The organism is Paenibacillus sp. JJ-100 (assembly GCF_948329825.1).
In the GTDB taxonomy this organism is placed as follows: domain Bacteria; phylum Bacillota; class Bacilli; order Paenibacillales; family Paenibacillaceae; genus Paenibacillus.
Genome location: NZ_CAOJCM010000001.1, coordinates 1,345,582 through 1,361,607, shown reverse-complemented (window position 1 = coordinate 1,361,607; position 16,026 = coordinate 1,345,582). Strand labels below are relative to the sequence as shown.

The following is a 16,026-nucleotide window of genomic DNA, read 5'->3' as shown; positions in this document are numbered from 1 at the left end:
TGTTTTCCCCTTCGGGTTGATAAGTTTACCTTAGCATGAGTGTATGCCTCATGACGATGTGCTAATCACTCTGATGATTTACCCTTTTCACGCATTGTTTTTCTGTTAAGATGAGGGTATAAGTTCAACGAATCGTTCATAACGAAACATGACAAGGAGTTGAATTGCCGTGACCAAGCATTCAGAAGCCGTATATGTAGGCCGACTACCGGATGTTCGCATGTCGTTTCAATTAATGGGATTGCATGCCAGAAAAGCAGATTCGAACTGGACGTATCCATCCCACGAACATTCCATGTATGAAATTCACTGGATGATGGAAGGTCAGATGAGCATGTTGATTAATGGTAAGCTATACCATCAGTCCAAGGGGGATCTTCTGTTCATCCGGCCAGGGATGACGCATTCCTGCACGGGCGCGGGTCCGAAAGGGTTCACCTATTTTTCGGTTCACTTCAGCGTACATGATACCTCCTTCTGTAGGGAACTCAATCGCTCCAAAGATCCCTATTACCCGGCTGACTCAAGCATGGTAAGTGCAATATCCCCTGTTTTGTCTACTTTATATGACTTGGCTACGGAGCACTTGTCCGATTCCTTATCCTCTTCCAAGCAGATGAAGGTGCATGCCGCTGTATTTGAGTTGCTCGGTTCTCTGGTTGGACAGTTATCCCAGAATGCATCTATTCCATTGTCCAGAAAAGAAGAAATTGCTCACCAAATCGCTGAGCACATTGAGGATTCGGTAAGATATATCCATCTTCATGGTGAGATTCAAGAAAGTAACCGAACCTGGATTCAGGATATTGCCAAATCGCTGTGTATGAGTACGTCCCAAGTTAACCGAATCTTTCGAGAAGTTTATGGTCGGGCACCGCGAAAATATTTATCTGAAACTCTTCTGAACGAAGCGCAGCGTTTGTTACAACAGACCGATCTGAACGTTGATCATATTGCCATGATGCTCGGCTATAAGACCAATGCTCATTTCAGCCGTCAATTCAAACGTTGGACAGGAATCGCGCCAAGTGAGTTTCGATTGGGTGCCCAGCATCCCGTAACCCGTAATTGACATGATGTGGAGCAAACGGATGTTTTGCGATGAGCACTATTTCACGTAAAAAAGCAGCTCAGAGGTGATTAATATCACTCGTGGCTGCTTCTGTTAGTTATTCCAGTATAAAGGAAGCCAGGCTTGCGCTACCCATTCCCTGGTATGTGAAATACAAAGCCTGTTTACCGTCCGGTATGCTTATTGATGAGGTATACGTTTTCCATACATTGGTGAAGTGTACTGGTATTGTTCCCAGAACGGGACCATCCCAAGAAGTTTTCACCTCAAAGTACCCGTTACAGTATCCACGTACCTTAATTGTGACCCGTTGAATGCCGTTACAATCGAAGTATTTAAAACCGGCAGTGGCAGATTCAACCATATTGGCAATATATCCGGTTTCTTCGTCGCCGTCCCTGCCGTCCTGAGTGATTATCGGAAAACGGCTGTCCAACCATGTACCTGCACCGAAGCCACCCGTGTACTGTTGGTCTTCTGAGGTGAAAAGATTACATGCCAGATAAGCAGGGTGCTCTCCTTTTCCTTCAAGAGGTTGACCATTCGGTCCGCAGGAAGTCATTTCTACCTGAGGAATTGATCCGTCTTTATGAAATGAGATCATTTCCATGCACCCCTGACGGTTAAATGCATCTCCATTCGTATGTCGATGATAAAATATATACCAGTCCCGGTTGATCTCAACGATGCTGCCATGGTTATTGCCACCATAATACATGGGTTTGTCTGCAGGTTTGTACGTATCCATATGCATATCACAGTTGCTTACAATAACACCTCGATATTCAAATCCTCGAGTTGGAGATGTGCTGGTAGCGTAACATAATTCATGCATCACGACGGAGGAATAGATTAGATAGTACATTTCTCCTCTTTTACGAATGGACGGGGCTTCAAAAAATTCATGTCCCTCAAATCCGCTGCCATCACTATATGGCTGACTTGGTGCTACAAACGCGGGTTCTTCCAGAATGGTCAGCATGTCAGCGTCGAGTACGGTTACCATCGCACCATGTCTGGAGCGGTCGCCTGGTGCGCAAAATCCGGTATACAGATAAGTAAGCTGACCTTCTGTCATCACACCGGGATCAAATTGCGGCTCATCCCCTTCTCGTTCTCCAAGCCGGGTACCGTCTGTGTATTTTACATAACCATAGAATTCATATTTACCAGCAGGCTGATCACACACGGCTACCGATACCACTGGGACTTTATCCAGCACGTAGTATAGATAATAACGACCATCTGGCCCCAAAGTGACATCGGGAGCATAGAGACACATATCTCCATCCGGGTTCAACGGATCACCCGTTTTGCGGTAAATTACACCCTCATTCCGCCAATTCCCAAGGTCATCCACCGGAGCAGACCAACATACATAGTCGTTCAAGCAAAACACATGTCCGTTAAAACGATCATGTGAACCATAGACGTACACTCTGTCGTTAAATACATACGGCTCCCCATCGGGTACGTACTCCCATGAAGGTAGATAAGGATTTAGACCTTGTTTTTTCATTCTTTAAGCACCCCTTATGTAGTGTTTTATCTAATTCGGAAGACAGTTTGTGCTGTTGTGCTGATAATAACTCTCGTATAATATAGAAGAGTTGCGCCTTGATAAGAGCGTTTACAATCGATGACATTCTAGTAGGTGATAAACAATGAATACCATATTCTACGTTGAGTATGATGCCGCTCATCACAGTTCCTTTGTTTTTGATATTCCAGAAGGTCATGACTGCTGGTTGTTAGTGATTACACAGAGTCCTGCTCTATTCTGGATCGATGGTGAACTGAAAGAATATCCGCCATATTGTGCTGTACTCTATCCGCCTCATCACAAAATATATTACCGCGCTTGTGCGGATCGATATGTGAATGATTGGATTCGTTTTCAAACGGACGAGTTATATATTACGGCAACTTCCTTACCGCTGGGCGAGCCATTCGCCCTAAACGATCCAGAATACTGTCACAAGCTGTTTCAATTACTTGTCACGGAGCATTCTTTTCAAAACGAATACTATGAATCATCGATCGATTATTTACTTCGAACCCTTTTCAATAAGATGCTAGAATCTTGTGTCCGAGAAAGTATCAGCCCACAGCATTATCCTCTCATGAAACTCCGGACAGCAATCCATAATGATCCGAGTAACCCATGGACTGTTGCTGAAATGGCAAAGACGTTGAATATCAGTCCGGGGTACTTGCAATCCATTTATAAGCGGTCCTTTGGTGTGTCGTGCATGGATGATGTGATCGACAGTCGAATTCGTTTGGCACAGGAATATCTTAGGCATTATCACTATACGGTCGTTGAAATTGCTGACAGATGCGGATACCGCAATGTGGAGCATTTTTGCCGGCAGTTCAAGAAAATCACTGGAGTATCACCTAAGCGATATAAGCAACAGATTCATTTTTCGAAATAATCTAAGATGTGATGCAGCTTGAGATGAATTAGCGTATATCTTTCTAATAAATTTAAGGTTTGGGTTCGATGGAAACAATGATGTATGCTGTCTCTTTATTGATCAATCCTAATAAGTTGAGACCTGTATGGGGCTATGGGGGCAGTCACATTGATTAATCTATATTTTGATTTTCTTCTACGGTTCCATGATGATTAATGGTAAAATAAACTAAAAATTCAATGGAGAAAAAGGAGATTGGATATGAACGAAAAACCTGGTAAAGATGAATATGCTTCCTTCTATGAAGGATATATCAAACTTACTCCCGAAGGTAACGTGATTGAGCTACTGGAACAGCAAGGCCAGCAGGTACATAAAGCAATTCAATCATTAACAGAGGAACAAGCGAACTACCGATATGCTGAGGGAAAATGGAGTATCAAAGAGGTCTTCGGTCACCTTATTGATAATGAACGTATTATGAGCACCCGCCTCCTTCGCATCGCTAGAGGGGATACCACACCTCTTCCGGGATATGATCAGGATATATTTATGGCAGGTCGCCCTTTTGATCTATACACTGTTGACCATCTTGCTGAAGAATATGCAGCGGTCAGACGCTCCACTATCGTGATGCTTCGTCAGATTAGCCCGGAAGCCTGGCTGCGTAGAGGGATTGCCAATAATTATCCAGCTTCTACTCGTTCTATCGCATGGGTAATCACAGGACATGAACTACATCACGTATCTGTACTTCGAGATCGATATGAAGTAAGCGTATAGTGGTGAGACGATGCAAGCCCAAGCTAAATATAAGAAACACATGTATCGGGAGTGACTTAATTGAACGTATCACCGTTTTACTTAAGACAAATCAGGCTCAAGCGTGATCGAATTCCAGCCTTTGATAGATACCCTTTTGACCTGTCGGTAGTCCGAAACCTGAATAGCCTGGATCTCCATCCTAAGGTTACTTATATTGTTGGTGAAAACGGCATGGGGAAGTCTACGCTAATGGAATCGATCGCTGTTTCATGGGGATTTAATCCCGAAGGTGGGACCATGAATTTTTCATTTTCTACAAAGGCCACACATTCAGACTTGTATGATTATATTCAATTGGTAAAAGGCACTCAGCGACCCAGGGATGGATTCTTCTTCAGAGCCGAAAGTTATTATAATCTTGCGACAACGATTGATGAACTCGATAGTGGGCCCTCGTTTGGACGTCCTATTAAAGATTCATACGGAGGAAAATCGCTGCATGAGCAATCTCATGGGGAATCCTTTTTTGCTACGTTTGTACATCGGTTCGGAGGTCAAGGACTATATATTCTAGATGAGCCTGAGGCAGCACTATCACCGCTTCGACAGATGGCCATGCTTGCTCGAATTCATGAGCTTGTGCAGCAGAAATCGCAATTCATCATTGCGACTCATTCCCCCATTCTAATGGCGTATCCAGATTCAACAATATATAACCTGAGTTCTGATGGCATTGAGGTTCAGACATTGGAAGATACAGATCATTATCTGATTATGAAGGAGTTTCTGAACAATAAGGATAAGATGATTCAGCAGTTGTTTGATGAATCTGAGGCGGACTAAAGAATTCAGACTGAAGCCCCGCTGATTGCCGATTCATTGCTGATCTACAACGAGGAGGTAGCTAAACAATAACGTTAGTGGCTGCCTCCTTTTTTAGCATTATGATCAATTACCTTTTTACCCTCATATAACATCATCTCTTGTGAGATCTTTACTATTTTATTCAGAACATAGTCAGGACCTTTGATTGCTTCTGTAGGATCGCTTCGTTCGTGGATTTTTTCGAATTCCATATTGAAAATTGCTGATTTAATGCTGGTACCGCCCAGGTCAATCCCAATCATATATGTACTCATTTTAGCTCACCAATCTTTCATGTTAATGAAGATGAATTACCCTCGCATAAACCCACCTTCTGAATGAATGACCTGACCAGTAATCCAAGCTCCAGCCTCACTGACCAGAAAATCAATGATGTTGGCTGCATCTTCAGGTGTTCCAATCCGTCCCAGTGGAAATTGAGGCAGTAGGGAATGACGAATGGAGTCATCCATCCAAGTGGTATCGGTCGGACCCGGATTTACAGCATTAACGGTTATTCCTAGTGGGGCAAGCTCGCTGGATAAAGACTTGGTAAAGGCTGAGATCGCCCCCTTGGTCGCAACATATGCCAATTCACCGGGCATCGGTGCTAGGTCTTGTCCAGACGTCATGTTAATAATTCTGCCTGATGTCAGATTGGATTTTTCGAAACCACGAGCGAATTCCGTACACAATAGGAAAGTGGATCTCATATTAACAGCATAATGATTGTCCATTAATTCAGCATCAAAAGAGCTGTAATCTGTGTTCACACCATAAGCCGCATTATTTATCAATATGGAAGGCTGCCCCAGCTTTTCTGTGGCACTTTCATACACGTGACGCGCAGCATGGCGGTCGGATAGATCGATCTCGATTGACGCGCAGCAGACACCCAGGTCCTCGATTTCATTGTGTAATGCAATGATATAATCAGGATCAGCCTTCCAGTGTGTAAAAAAAACATCCACTCCTCTAGAAGCTAACTTGCGACAAAAAGCACTTCCCATATCTCTTGTGTCACTGGCACCCGTGATGATTGCAACCTTTCTTATAACAGGAGTCATCGTTACACCTCTATCTATTAAATTTTAAGTAGACATTCACAACTACAGCTACATCCGGCAGCACGCCAGCTGTTATCGTTTGCAAGAGTTCGTAGTCGCCTTACTGGCTAACGTAGCCATCTCAATAGGATATGCCCACACGTGAGTTCACGAATTGGTGATCGGTGAGTTGACGATAGGTAAACTCCGCAGTATCCCCAACAGAAATTTTAGAGCCACCCTCGGGTAATACATCACGCTCTACCCGGTAGTTTCCCACTCGTTCCCCGTCTGGTAAATATGTCGGGCACACAATCGTCCAATCCAGAGTGGATTGTTGTAACAGTTGATACACTCGTTCATGTTCCTCGGCTGCACGAGTCGATTTGCGCTTGGATTCATTAGATTGATACCGAAATTTTTCAGGCTCGGTTCGACTCTGCAGGATACCCGCTGTTCCCACCGTAATGATACGCTGTACACCTTCTTCCATCATGGCATCAATGAGTAGAGGGACGTACTCCGAAAGTGTAGTTCCTCCATCCGTATTCAACGCACTGATTACCGCTTCTGCTCCACGTATGGCGCGGCGAAGATCTTGAAGTTCCAGCACATTTCCCTGAATAATCGTCAGATGCTCATGCTGATGTTTTATTTTGTCCGGTGTACGGACCAATGCAGTGACGTGATGACCTTCTTGAAGAGCGGTTGTTAGAACCTTACTCCCGACTCTTCCCGTCGCTCCTAGTATTAAAATGTGCATTCATGTACCTCCTGATGTTGTAATCACTCGATCCGCCTTAGTATATCTCTTACTGTTACATGTACTTGTACTATACCGGAACTTTACGATATCCTCAAGAATGCTGAATCAATGGAGTATGAACAAAAAAAGCCGCTTTTCAGCGGCTTTTGATGTACTTGCGAGATGTATCTATGGCTCTACGATTCGATATCTTCTACTTCTGGAGATGAATCAGTTCATACACCATTTTAGCCAGTTCTGCCCGTGTAACTTCTGCTTTTGGATCAAAGCGAAGACCGGCTTTTCCTGTCATAATGCCCAGCTCATTTACACGTTCTACAGCTTCTTTTGCCCATGAGGATACTTGATCCCTATCGGAGAATGGGGTAGTCGTCTTTCCTGAACCAGCATCTTGAATATGGAATAGCTTCGAGGCTTTCATTAATATTACAGCCGCTTCTTCTCGGGTAATGGACTTCTTCGGCTTGAATAGATTTCCATATCCTTGCACGATTCCAAGCTTAGTTGCTTCTGCAATGGCTGATCCAAAATACGCATCCGCCGGGACATCTGTATATGCTGATGACTGCGTATCTGAGGATACTCCAGCCGCTCGCATAATCAATGTGATAAAATCACCACGATTTACTTTTAGGGCCGGTCCATAATTTTGATTGTCCATCCCCTGAATCAGATGTTTCGCAGTTAACATGCCAACATATGATGCTGCCCAGGACGTCTTCATATCAGCGAACATTTTGCGGTACTCCATAATGGTGTATACACCTGGTTGTTCCGCTTCGAAAGTTACGCTATTGTCCTTAAATGTACCACCATGGTACTGGACGTTCTGTCCATTCTCTGAAACTCGATATACTCCCGCATATTCGGATTGGAACTTCTTCCATTGTTCTGCGGTTAACATTAGTTTAACGAGAATGGCATGATCGAAGGTTGGGATGTCACTTTCACGATCACCTTCGAGAATGAACATACGCAGTGAGTGCATAATGCCGGTTTGTACGTACGACGCACGGGTCGACAGAAGATCTAAGTTCGCTTTAACGTTGTCTACATCCTTCAAACTGTTTAGGCGAATGATCAGCTGTTGTTCATCTTCCAAGCGCTGTGGTATAGCTTTTGGAGAGATTGTAACCTGCATCGCTGGTGTGATAATTCGGATGGACTTTCCACTGGATTTTGCCTTCTTCACTGCTTTTGCAGGGAGATAAAGATCAAAGGAAGCTCCAGGATTAGAGTCACTGACTTCAAGGCTAATTGTAACGTTCGCATCAGCAGCTGAAGCAACAGCTTGCTCAAGCAATGACGATTCAACACGGTAAGTTCCATCTTCGCTTCGGATTAGTGTGAGCTTGCCTTGATCTGGATGAGGCGGTGTTGGATTATTGCTTCCGGCCGTACCATTGCTTGGTGTTCCAATAGACGTTCCTGGATTAGGAGCGTTGTTGTTTCCTCCCCCATGACCTGGTGCTGGTTCTTCTGGTGAACGAGTTCCCGTATAGAAACTCCATATATCAGATAATACTGAACCGCTGTTCTCGTCCTCCACTTTGACATACCACTGTTGCTGGCTGTTGCTTGGAAGGCCTCTCCAAGAGACTGTCGCCTGAGCTCCGCTTGCAACATCATTTTTGGACCCAATCTTCTCATCGCTATAGACCTTGACACCGATATAGTCTGTTGCAACGCGTTTCGTAGCTGGCGCCAAGCCAAGATCCAGACTGAACTCATCTTTTCCTTTATCGATGGCTGGATCATAATAGTTATAGTCATCCAGATAAGGCGAATATGTTTTGATGTGAAGTTTGTTGTTTTTCATATCAAACTGCATCAGTCGCATATAACCTAATCCGCCCTCAGGAGCACCTTGGTAATCTGCCAGCATTTGATACACATTACGATCAGGAATGCCATCACCATCATCGTCAATCGGGTCCACTTTTAGTTCAGAATCATGGTAATGACCTGAAAGGGCAGCTATCACATTTTTATTGGGTTTAACCACTTTCTCGAAAATTTGATCTGCGATCGGCGAACGATTATTGGAGACTAGCAAATATTCGTGCAGACAGAGAATTGCCTTCCGTTCCGGATATCTGGAGACAACCTCGTTCATCCAATCAATCTCTTTCTCTCCAAGCCCCCAACCCATGTATACGATGATAAAATCATTCCCGCCAGCGGAAACGAGATCATAATGTCCGCGATTGTTCTCGTATGAATCACCATATACCGATTGGTTAGCAAAACGATGAGCGCCGAAATATTCCTGGAACTTGCTGTAATCATTATCCTGATGTCCAACATCATGATTACCAGCAAGAAGTCCATACGGAATGGAAGCATCTTCAAGCACTTTCATGTTCTCATCAGCTTCGATCCATTGATACTCCTGATCTGCTTCATCCACCACATCACCGGTATGAATGACGTATTTAATGTTCATTTTTTCTTTTTGTTCGGTGATCCACTTCACCATTTTCTGATAGATGTGTGGATAACTTTCAGAGTAGTACTGAGTGTCTGACATCCAGATAAAGGAGAAATCATAATCATCTTGCGACTCAGGTTGCGATGAACTGCTTGCCATATTTACCTGCTCTGCAAGTTCATCTTGTACCATAACCTGAATTGTACCATCATGAGCATAATCTCCTGCCTGAACAACGCTGTTTAATCCGAAATCCTCTTCACCTGCAATCACCTGATCCAACTGTTTCCACTTACTTTCTTTCTCACTCCACGCGTACAAGCTGACTTTACGCCCTTCAAGAGATTTACCTTGCCATTCAATCTCCACACGATCTGTGTTACGGATGGATGGGTCAAGTTTGACTTCAAAGCGTTGATAAGGAAATTGCTCAATGGAGTCGTTCACCAGATAATTCCCATCCACCGCCGAAATTTTCTTATAATCTTCCGCTTCCATTGCCTTTTCTCCCACAGGGATCTTCTGTTTAGGAGGCTCTGTATCGGAAGTGTTCAGGTAACCTGCGAACCTGTCAGTCTGATGACTGTCATAGAGGTATCCCTTGTAAAACGTGACATTCATTGAATCAGCATCGGGGTCCTGGACTCTAACGGTTAGATTCGCATTTGTCCCGACATTGGTCTGATTCTGATTCGGACTGATGAGTTCAGGCTTAAGCGGGTTTTCATCCGGTACATTAAACTGAACCGTTTTCTCTGATGTGTTCTGCGCCCGGTCTGTCGCCTGAATCTGCAAAATATGTTTGCCGGCAGACATTTTTCCAGAGGAAGTGTGTAACGGTAGATCAATAGTTTTCCCATCCAGCTTCACTGTGACCTGATCTACACCGGCGATCTCATCCTCTATTTGAGCATTGATGACGAATGGTCCACGATAGGTTTTATTTTCCTCCAAGGTTGGTTTAATTACTGGTGCCGTATTATCGACTAACACCTCGGCAGTAACCTCATCCCCGCCGTCTGATACCGTGACTTGATGTGTTCCGTCAGGTACAGAAGTTGTGTCCCACGCATAAGCTGTTGCTTTCATCTGCTCAGCTTTCAGTTCAAAATGAAAACCGATGGATTCGCTCTTACCTACAGAATCTCCCATTTTCATCTGTTTTTCTTTTTCGGCATACGCGGGATCCCAGATCTCCGTCCCGTCAGCTAGAAGAAGTCTAACGTTTTTGATTTCGAAATCGTCTTTATTTTCTTCCGGACGTTTATCAAAAGGCGAAGTTTTGGAGCCTGCCCGGATGTAGATTACATTGTCACCCTGCACCAGCTTCTCGGAAGCGATGGGGAATGATAACGTAGTGTACGTTGGAATAGGATTCATGAAGGTATAGAGGATCGTCTTGTCCTCCAGTTCAGGTGGTCCCATCGTAACTGAATTCTTAAAGTAATAATCTACATTCACAGCTTCAAATACAAAGTAAGCATCATGTTCCAGCGCACCCGAGGTTGAATTTTCGGGAACGAGCTTATTATTAATCCGGAGTTTAACAGGTGTACTCTTAGACTGCGATGTGCCTTTGAGGATGTGAGTTCCATGCAGGATGTCTTGATCTTTAACATTGAGTCGAAGTGGATCATCACTTGCCCCTCCGGTAATGGAGATACTCATTGTATCAGATTGAGTTTCATTTAGGCCGTCCGAGACTACAAAATAATACTCAATTCGTTTACGTCCGATAAGCTCAGCTGACGATAACGTATAATGGTACATCGTATCATTGAAATCCTCTGTTAGACGACGACGTAAGAACTCGGTGTCCTTGTCCGAACGAACATATACGTCAACGGAGGTCACTTCGCGATTGTCTCTGGCATCGGCAATGAGTTCCAATGTTTTTGACTGGTCTACTGATGTAGTTTTGGTCATATCCGTGACCGTTGGCGGAACAAGATCCTGCTCCACGTGCACCGGCTGAGAAGGCTTTTGACTTAAATCAATCTTACCCGGAGTAGGCGCTGCAACTCCTGAACCCGATTTAATCATGACGCCGGAGCCATTAAGAGGATAAGTATACGTGATTGCTTTGTTCTCTTTGGTTTCATCCCCTTTTGTACCCGTCTCATACGCCTGATCTGCATCATAATAAGCGGAAGAAACTTCTTTGCCTGTGTTGCTTTTGATGACGAGAGCTCTGCGACCTGAGTTGGCCATACCGTCACTTTGGATGGAATGTAGCGTAACATTAGGAACCAGGCTGGTCTGATAGAACTGATTGAAATCCGTTTCGTCGTACGTGGCATTTGCGCTATTTTTGATCCAGAATACGACAGGCTCCTGAGCAGGTATGACAAAATCAGGATTTTCTGATCGCCATGCTACATCTCCCGTCGGTCCTTTATCCGGGTAACGGTAATACAAGCTGTAATTTTTAAAATGGATGGGCTGATCCGTATTGTTATAGACCTCAATATACTCGTAAGCGTCAGAGGATGTCCCTGGCATATTCGTTGTGTTGGGCACAACTTCTGTAATGAGCAGTGTTGGTGTCTTCGACGAGTCATACGATTCCATCTGAATGGATGCCGAATAAGACTGTTCTACACTGCCTGTCTGAATTCGGTATAAAAGCTGTGGCTCAACAAGCATCGATGCAGGGATCGTGGCTGCATACTCATCCGAGTTATTGACCGAAGACATCGTTAGAACCGTATATCTGTTCTGAGATGGTGTTTTATATAACAGCTTCACTGCTGCTTTGCTCCCGTCTGCTTCAGTAGACAAATTTTTGATTCGGGCTTTGACCACGAAATCTTGAACCTGTAATGCATCAACGGGTGTAGAGTGCTCTATAATGGTTTGCGAACCTTCGTCTACGACAGGCGGAACGGCTTGTTGCGGATCGATTATTCCAGGTGTACCAGGTTGCTTCCCAGAGTCGTCCATAACCGTCATTTGTGTAGTTCCACTAGCAGGATGCTTGAAAAAGATACCCATATTCGCTTTTACGTGAGCTGGTTCATAGGCTGCGGAAACGATGCTTTCATTAGCAACGTCTCGGATGACAATTGAGCGTGCGTTTCCATTGGCCATTCCGCCCCCGCCCTGAATACGGAACAGATGTTGATCCTCTACCAGCGTTGTGCCAAAATTACTGTTAAATTGTTCAGCAGTCAACCCTTGATTGCTGCCATTCATAATCCAGAATACGATTGGACTGCGGGCGGGAATAATGACATCTTTCCCAGCATCAAGCTTCCAAGTATCTTTATTGTTATAGAAGAATACATAGTCTTTAAAATTGATCTCATGATCGGTGTTATTATAGACCTCAACATATTCATACGCATCTGTGCTTGAATTAGGCAGGTTCGATGTATCCGGTACCATCTCTGTAATTAGGAGGTCCGGCCCTGTGGATTGCTGCGTTAATGATGTATTCGGGCCATATACCGTTTCAGGAACGGCATATGGCTCCGTTGCAGGTGTTGAATCCGTTGCGATCTGACCTACTTCAGAAGTGTTGGAAGGCGGGTTAGTCAGAGTATTACTCTGCTCTGCAAATGATGGCGCTTCCGCATGAGTAGCAGGAATCGTTGTGATGGAAGGTAGTCCCGTTGCCATAACCATACTGCTAAGGACGGCAATAGAAACACTGCGTTGAAATAAGTTTCGTTTACTCAATTATACCCGCATCTCCTTTTTATCTAATTTAATGTTCTAAAAACAAACATTATTTATGATATTAGGAATTTGTTAGCGGGGTACATGAAATAAGTAAAAGGAAAGTTAATCCATCAATTGCTCCTGAATGCAGGATTACAATAGATTAGACACCACAGCACATCGAATAGCCACAAAGTGCGCTGAAAATATATGTATATTTTTTTGTGTTCCACGCAGATCAAAAAAGTGCAGCATAGTTCAAATAAGTGCAAGATACATGCTCTTTTGGCTTCCCCGTTTTCCTCTAGAGTAAAAAATCATACAGAATCTGGTCAATAACGTTTATATCCCCTTCACTCGTTCTCCATTACAATATCTTCAAGTAACACATTCCTAAACCATGACTTGAACTTGAGGGGGAACGGTAATGAACAAAAAGATGAAGCTTCTGATCTTGTCCATGAGTATGTCTGCATTGTTAATTACGGCCTGTAATGACACCGGTAAAGGTACAACACAGACGGATGCGGACGATGATGGCACAGGTGCAGTTACCATTCATACGGTCACATCCGAATACAGTTCAGCGAAATATCCAAAGGGCGATGACATTACCAATAATGTCTGGACCCGTAGATACAAGGAGAAATTAAACATTAACGTCAAGACGGACTGGGTCAGTGATGAATATGAAACCAAGCTCAATCTCGCCATCTCTTCGAATGAACTTCCCGATGTTTTCCGCGTAAACCCTTCTCAGCTACGCCAATTGATCGAGGCCGATATGGTTATGGACTTGACTGAAGCTTTTGAGCAACATGCCTCGGACCGTCTCAAAGGATATATGAAAGCGGATGCAGACAGCTACGAATCAGGTAAAAAAGATGGCAAGCTCTACGGTATACCGCAGATGCACTGGGGGTTAATTGACCAGCCTGACTTTATCTGGATCCGCAACGACTGGAAAGAAGAGCTTAAACTGCAAGATCCAAAATCCGTAGAAGATATCAAAAATATGGCGCTCAAATTCATGGAAAAACACGGCGGATACGGCATCGCTGTGGATCAGTCTCTGGATTATCTCAACCTGCTCGCCGTTGCATGGAATGCACATCCCGATATGTGGATTGAAGACAGCACGGGAAAACTGACCTATGGTTCCATTCAGCCTGAGATGAAAAACGCACTTGCAGAGTGGGCGGAGTGGTACAAGCGGGGTATTATTGATCCGGAATTCGCCATTAAAGACTTTAATGCCATGAATGCCGACATCGTTGCTGGTAAAGTGGGCATTCAGCCATATTATCAGTGGTGGGGTTATAACCCTGGCGTAGATACCATTGCGAATCTTGGTAAAGACGCGATCTTCTATCCCTATCTGATTCCAACGGTGGATGGCAAGGAAGCGAAACAGTCCATCTTTTTTGCTAACAACAATTATATTGTTATGAAAAAGGATGCTGCCAACCCGCAAGCGGTCATTGAAATCTTAAACGACTACGCCTACATCGTAGATGAAGGTAACGGCAAGGAAAAACCAGAGACGTTGTCCGCCCTGCTGGACAATGACATTGCCCATGTGGTTGGTGCGTTCCGTGTACTTAATCCGAATTCGGATTATGAGCAATTCGAAGCGGTGTCCAAAGCTCTTGAAACCAAGGATACCAGCGGACTGACGACTTCGGGAATGTGGCAGAAATATAACAACAGCGTTGAATTCATCAAGAATTCAACACCAGGAGCAACGGGTGATTATTTGCAACAAGGTGCTCCGAAAAATGCTTACGGTCTGGCCAAAAAAGTGCTTGATAGCGGCAATTACATCAAAACTGCATTATGGGGTGTTACCCCGGAAGCACTCTCCAGTTACGGCACAACGCTGGATGATATTCTGACCGAAGGTTTTACCAAAATCATTATGGGCAGCGAAAGTATCGATTACTTTGACGTGGTGGTACAGAACTGGCGCGCAGCTGGTGGAGATACAGCCATTGAAGCGGTGAACGAGGCATACGGCAAATAAATGATTGCCGGGACCTGAAGGGGGTGAGCCTGTTCTCACCCCTCTTTTTGATAACCGAACGGAGGAAATGCAATGCTGAAAAAATGGAAGCAGCAAAGTCCTTATCATCTCATGTTAATCCCTAGTGTGGTGCTGGTATTTATCTTTAGTTACATTCCGTTCTATGGACTGATTATTGCGTTTCAAAAATACAACCCCGGTCTCGGCTTCAACTCGCCATGGGTCGGATGGGATAATTTCACACACGTATTTAACCAGCCTAACTTCGTAAGAACGATCTGGAACACGCTATATATGTCGGTTTTTAAAATGATTGGAGGCATTGTGGTGCCGGTCATTTTCGCTCTGTTACTGAACGAAGTGATGCACAACGGGATTAAGCGAACCTTCCAGACCCTCGTATACATTCCCAACTTTCTTTCATGGGTCATTATGGCGGGGATTATGCTGGATATTCTAAGTGCAAATGGCATCATTAATACGTTCTTAAGTGTGTTTGGCGTTAAGCCAATCTCTTTTCTCGGCACCCCTTCTATTTTCCCGTGGACGATGATCGTAAGCGATATTTGGAAAGGATTTGGTTTTGGTACGGTTGTATATCTGGCTGCTCTAACGAGCATCGATCCTGGACTGTACGAAGCAGCTGTCATTGATGGCGCCAAACGCTGGAAGCAAACGCTCTATATTACCCTACCGCTCCTCATGCCAACGATTGTTTTAATGACTGTGTTGTCACTAGGAAACGTACTTAATGCAGGTTTTGATCAGATCTACAACCTCTACTCTCCTGTGGTTTATCAGACGGGGGATATTATTGATACTTATGTGTACCGTTTAGGTATACAGCAGGCGCAATACTCTATTGCCACCGCTGTCGGTTTATTCAAATCAGTCATCTCCTGCATCCTGGTTGCTGTCTCTTACATTCTAGCTTACCGCGTGGCAGGTTACCGTATCTTTTAAGGAGGGCGTATTC

11 protein-coding genes are annotated in these 16,026 nt (G+C 44.3%); 6 read left to right on the top strand and 5 right to left on the bottom strand.

Annotated elements, in window-relative coordinates:
• Window positions 1-169: 169 nt before the first annotated feature.
• Window positions 170-1,072 (top strand): helix-turn-helix domain-containing protein, encoded by a 903-nt coding sequence (locus PQG66_RS06280; protein ID WP_272036225.1) that lies wholly within the window; start codon window positions 170-172, stop codon window positions 1,070-1,072.
• Between the two features lie 97 nt (window positions 1,073-1,169).
• Here the strand turns inward: PQG66_RS06280 and PQG66_RS06275 are convergent, their stop codons facing one another.
• Window positions 1,170-2,591 (bottom strand): family 43 glycosylhydrolase, encoded by a 1,422-nt coding sequence (locus PQG66_RS06275; RefSeq protein WP_272036223.1) that lies wholly within the window; start codon window positions 2,589-2,591, stop codon window positions 1,170-1,172.
• Between the two features lie 145 nt (window positions 2,592-2,736).
• On the opposite strand from PQG66_RS06275, the gene PQG66_RS06270 reads away from it, so the two are divergent.
• From PQG66_RS06270 to PQG66_RS06260, 3 genes are all read left to right on the top strand, one after another.
• Window positions 2,737-3,510 carry a helix-turn-helix transcriptional regulator gene (locus PQG66_RS06270; protein ID WP_272036221.1) on the top strand — a complete coding sequence of 258 codons (774 nt, stop codon included), beginning with the start codon at window positions 2,737-2,739 and terminating at the stop codon, window positions 3,508-3,510.
• A 243-nt stretch (window positions 3,511-3,753) separates the two neighbouring features.
• Entirely contained in the window at window positions 3,754-4,275 is a 522-nt protein-coding gene (locus PQG66_RS06265) for a DinB family protein (RefSeq protein WP_272036214.1), read from the top strand.
• 90 nt (window positions 4,276-4,365) lie between these two features.
• The gene (locus PQG66_RS06260; RefSeq protein WP_272036525.1) at window positions 4,366-5,100 is read left to right on the top strand and encodes an AAA family ATPase; all 735 of its coding nucleotides are present in this window, start codon (window positions 4,366-4,368) and stop codon (window positions 5,098-5,100) included.
• 74 nt (window positions 5,101-5,174) lie between these two features.
• On the opposite strand, the gene PQG66_RS06255 is transcribed toward PQG66_RS06260, so the two are convergent.
• From PQG66_RS06255 to PQG66_RS06240, 4 genes are all read right to left on the bottom strand, one after another.
• The gene (locus PQG66_RS06255) at window positions 5,175-5,384 is read right to left on the bottom strand and encodes a hypothetical protein (RefSeq protein WP_272036210.1); all 210 of its coding nucleotides are present in this window, start codon (window positions 5,382-5,384) and stop codon (window positions 5,175-5,177) included.
• Window positions 5,385-5,432: 48 nt separating this feature from the next.
• A complete protein-coding gene (locus tag PQG66_RS06250) occupies window positions 5,433-6,188 on the bottom strand; it encodes an SDR family oxidoreductase (protein WP_272036208.1) in 756 nt (251 codons plus the stop codon).
• Window positions 6,189-6,309: 121 nt separating this feature from the next.
• The gene (locus PQG66_RS06245; RefSeq protein ID WP_272036206.1) at window positions 6,310-6,930 is read right to left on the bottom strand and encodes an NAD(P)-dependent oxidoreductase; all 621 of its coding nucleotides are present in this window, start codon (window positions 6,928-6,930) and stop codon (window positions 6,310-6,312) included.
• A 196-nt stretch (window positions 6,931-7,126) separates the two neighbouring features.
• Window positions 7,127-13,045 (bottom strand): S-layer homology domain-containing protein, encoded by a 5,919-nt coding sequence (locus PQG66_RS06240; protein WP_272036204.1) that lies wholly within the window; start codon window positions 13,043-13,045, stop codon window positions 7,127-7,129.
• A 409-nt stretch (window positions 13,046-13,454) separates the two neighbouring features.
• Here PQG66_RS06240 and PQG66_RS06235 point away from each other — a divergent pair, with 409 nt between their 5' ends.
• Together PQG66_RS06235 and PQG66_RS06230 are read left to right on the top strand one after the other, a co-directional pair.
• The gene (locus PQG66_RS06235; RefSeq protein WP_272036202.1) at window positions 13,455-15,050 is read left to right on the top strand and encodes an extracellular solute-binding protein; all 1,596 of its coding nucleotides are present in this window, start codon (window positions 13,455-13,457) and stop codon (window positions 15,048-15,050) included.
• Window positions 15,051-15,122: 72 nt separating this feature from the next.
• The gene (locus tag PQG66_RS06230; RefSeq protein ID WP_272036200.1) at window positions 15,123-16,013 is read left to right on the top strand and encodes an ABC transporter permease; all 891 of its coding nucleotides are present in this window, start codon (window positions 15,123-15,125) and stop codon (window positions 16,011-16,013) included.
• Window positions 16,014-16,026 lie beyond the last annotated feature (13 nt).

Coding starts and splice junctions, on each gene's coding strand:
- PQG66_RS06275 (WP_272036223.1), bottom strand. CDS start 2,591: ATGAAAAAACAAGGTCTAAATCCTTATCTACCTTCATGGGAGTACGTA.
- PQG66_RS06270 (WP_272036221.1), top strand. CDS start 2,737: ATGAATACCATATTCTACGTTGAGTATGATGCCGCTCATCACAGTTCC.
- PQG66_RS06265 (WP_272036214.1), top strand. CDS start 3,754: ATGAACGAAAAACCTGGTAAAGATGAATATGCTTCCTTCTATGAAGGA.
- PQG66_RS06255 (WP_272036210.1), bottom strand. CDS start 5,384: ATGATTGGGATTGACCTGGGCGGTACCAGCATTAAATCAGCAATTTTC.
- PQG66_RS06250 (WP_272036208.1), bottom strand. CDS start 6,188: ATGACTCCTGTTATAAGAAAGGTTGCAATCATCACGGGTGCCAGTGAC.
- PQG66_RS06245 (WP_272036206.1), bottom strand. CDS start 6,930: ATGCACATTTTAATACTAGGAGCGACGGGAAGAGTCGGGAGTAAGGTT.
- PQG66_RS06235 (WP_272036202.1), top strand. CDS start 13,455: ATGAACAAAAAGATGAAGCTTCTGATCTTGTCCATGAGTATGTCTGCA.
- PQG66_RS06230 (WP_272036200.1), top strand. CDS start 15,123: ATGCTGAAAAAATGGAAGCAGCAAAGTCCTTATCATCTCATGTTAATC.